Annotated in this window: 1 protein-coding gene; it reads left to right on the top strand. The window is 66.5% G+C overall.

The genetic code is table 11. The features are described from left to right. Positions 1-11: 11 nt before the first annotated feature. Positions 12-281 (top strand): inositol monophosphatase family protein (locus EN859_RS37620; protein ID WP_281015691.1); only part of this gene is annotated, 270 nt, incomplete at its 3' end.

The raw sequence follows: 281 nt of genomic DNA, 5'->3' as shown, positions 1-281 counted from the left end.
GCTCTTCCGATCTGGCCGAGCTTCTCGCCGACGCCGCCAGGAGCGAAATCATGCCCCGCTTCCGCCGGCTGGGCGAAGGCGACGTCCGCCAGAAGACTTCCGCCGCGGACCTCGTGACGGAAGCGGATGTTAATGCTGAAAGGCTGATCACCGCCAGGCTGCACGAGCGCTATCCCGACGCCATGGTGGTCGGCGAGGAGGCCTGCTCCGACAATCCGGCCTTGCTTGCGGGACTGGGCGACGCCGAACTCGCCTTCGTCATCGATCCCGTCGACGGTACC

The organism is Mesorhizobium sp. M00.F.Ca.ET.216.01.1.1, assembly GCF_004010325.2.
In the GTDB taxonomy this organism is placed as follows: domain Bacteria; phylum Pseudomonadota; class Alphaproteobacteria; order Rhizobiales; family Rhizobiaceae; genus Mesorhizobium.
The sequence above is the reverse complement of the archived record's forward strand: the minus strand, read 5'-3'. Positions and strand labels throughout refer to the sequence as shown.